Raw genomic sequence first — 1,895 nt, forward strand, 5'->3', positions numbered from 1 at the left:
CACCACTCGTCCTCCGTCCGGTCGTCGGTGTGCGGCGAGCCCGGCCGGTGGGGCCGAGGCTCCCCGTCATGCTAGACGGGCGGGCGGGTCCCGCGTCCGACGCGGGGCCGCTCGGAGGCCGTCCGGGGGGCGCCCGGCCAGACCGTCACGCGCGCCCGATCCGCCGCAGGAGCGGGGCGGTGAGCGTCCGCAGCTCGCGCACCCGGAGCAGGAGCAGCACGCCGACGTAGACGGCCGACATGACGGCGCCGCCGAGCACGCAGGCCAGCACCGCGCGGCCCCAGGTGTCGACCGGCCCGAGCAGGGCGAGCAGCCCGAGACCCGCACCCGCGGCGAGCACCGCGCCGACCCCGGCCTTGAGGTGCAGCGCCAGCACGCGCCGCCCGTCGAACCCGCCCAGCCGCCGGTGCACCGACACGAGGGCGACGGCCGCGCCGACCGCGTAGGAGACCGCCATCGAGAGGCAGGCGGCCGCGACCCAGTACCGGTCGTCCAGGGTGGCCCGGCCCAGCTCGGTCCCGCCGACGACCACGACCGCCATCACCACCTGGACCGGCACCATCGACCGGGCGTCCTCGTAGGCGTAGTACACGCGCTGGCACAGCGACCAGACGCCGAACGCGACGAGGCCGAGCACGAGGGCGACGACCGTCGTGGCGAGCGCGTGCACCTCGCCGTCCGGCGACTTGGGGAACAGCGCCCGGCCGAGCGGGAACGCCAGGACGGCGATGCCGGTCGTCGCCAGCACCGTGAACACGCCGACCGTGCGCAGCCCGAGGGAGAGGTCGGCGCGGACCGCCGCGGTGTCGCCGGCGGCGGCACGACCGGACAGCCGGGTGAACAGCGCGGTCGCCAGGGACACCGTCACCAGCGAGTGCGGCAGCATGAAGATGAGGAACGCGCGGTCGTAGACGGCGTTGCCGGCGGCGCCCTCGGTGGCGACGGAGCTCGCGACCACGCTGATCCGCCAGACGCCCACCTGCCCGATGAGCAGCCCGAGGAAGGTCCAGGTCGCGACCCGGCCGGCGCTGCCCAGACCGGACCCGCGCAGCCCCCACCGGGGGCGGTAGCGGAACCCGCTGCGGTACAGCGGGACCAGCAGCACGAGCGCCTGGACGACGATGCCGAGCGTGGCGGCGCCACCGAGGAGCGCGGTCTGCCCGGCGGTCCACGAGCCGGCGTCGGCGCCGTCGCTGTTCCGCCCGAACACCTGCACGAGCACGAGCAGCCCGGCGATGAACACGACGTTGTTGACGACCGGCGCCCACATGTACGGGCCGAACGAGCCGCGGGCGTTCAGCACCTGGCCGAGCAGCGAGTACAGCCCGTAGAAGAACACCTGCGGGATGCACCAGAAGGCGAGGGCCGTCGCGACTCGGGTGACCTCGGGGTCGGGGAACGACGAGTAGAACGCGACGAACAGCGGTGCGGCCGCGGTGAGCACCACGGTCAGGCCGCCGAGCAGCACGATGCCCACGGTGAGCAGCCGGTCGACGTACTGCTGCCCGTCGGCGCGCTGGTACGCGCGGACCACCTGGGGCACCAGCACCGCGTTGAGCACGCCGCCCGCGATCAGCAGGTAGAGCGTGTTCGGCAGCTTGTTCGCGACGGAGAACGCGTTCGCGATGTGCCCGGTGACGCCGATCGCCCACCCGAGCAGGGCGGTGTTCACCACGCCGAGCACGCGGGAGGCCGCGGTGCCGGACGCCATGATCAGCGAGGACCGGCCGAGCCCGGGCGTGCGGACCGTGGTCCCGGCCGGGGCGCCGGTGCCGGCGTCCGTGCCGCCGCCGGCGGTCGCGCCGGCCGCGGTGCCGTCCGGGTCGCCGGCGGCGCCGGTGGCGGGGGAGGTCATGGCTGGTCCTGTCCTTCGGGGGGTGCGCCGGCGGAGCGGT

At 75.4% G+C, this 1,895-nt stretch carries 1 protein-coding gene; it reads right to left on the reverse strand.

Features of this window, described 5'->3' with window-relative positions; all coding sequences use genetic code 11:
• Positions 1-145: 145 nt before the first annotated feature.
• The gene (gene murJ, locus G6556_RS18615; RefSeq protein ID WP_166944611.1) at positions 146-1,855 is read right to left on the reverse strand and encodes a murein biosynthesis integral membrane protein MurJ; all 1,710 of its coding nucleotides are present in this window, start codon (positions 1,853-1,855) and stop codon (positions 146-148) included.
• Positions 1,856-1,895: the final 40 nt, after the last annotated feature.

Origin of the sequence: Cellulomonas sp. IC4_254 (assembly GCF_011603975.1) — a bacterium.
Lineage (GTDB): Bacteria > Actinomycetota > Actinomycetes > Actinomycetales > Cellulomonadaceae > Cellulomonas.

Excerpts from the sequence above, each read along its gene's own strand:
- murJ (WP_166944611.1), bottom strand. The coding sequence starts at position 1,855 with ATGACCTCCCCCGCCACCGGCGCCGCCGGCGACCCGGACGGCACCGCG.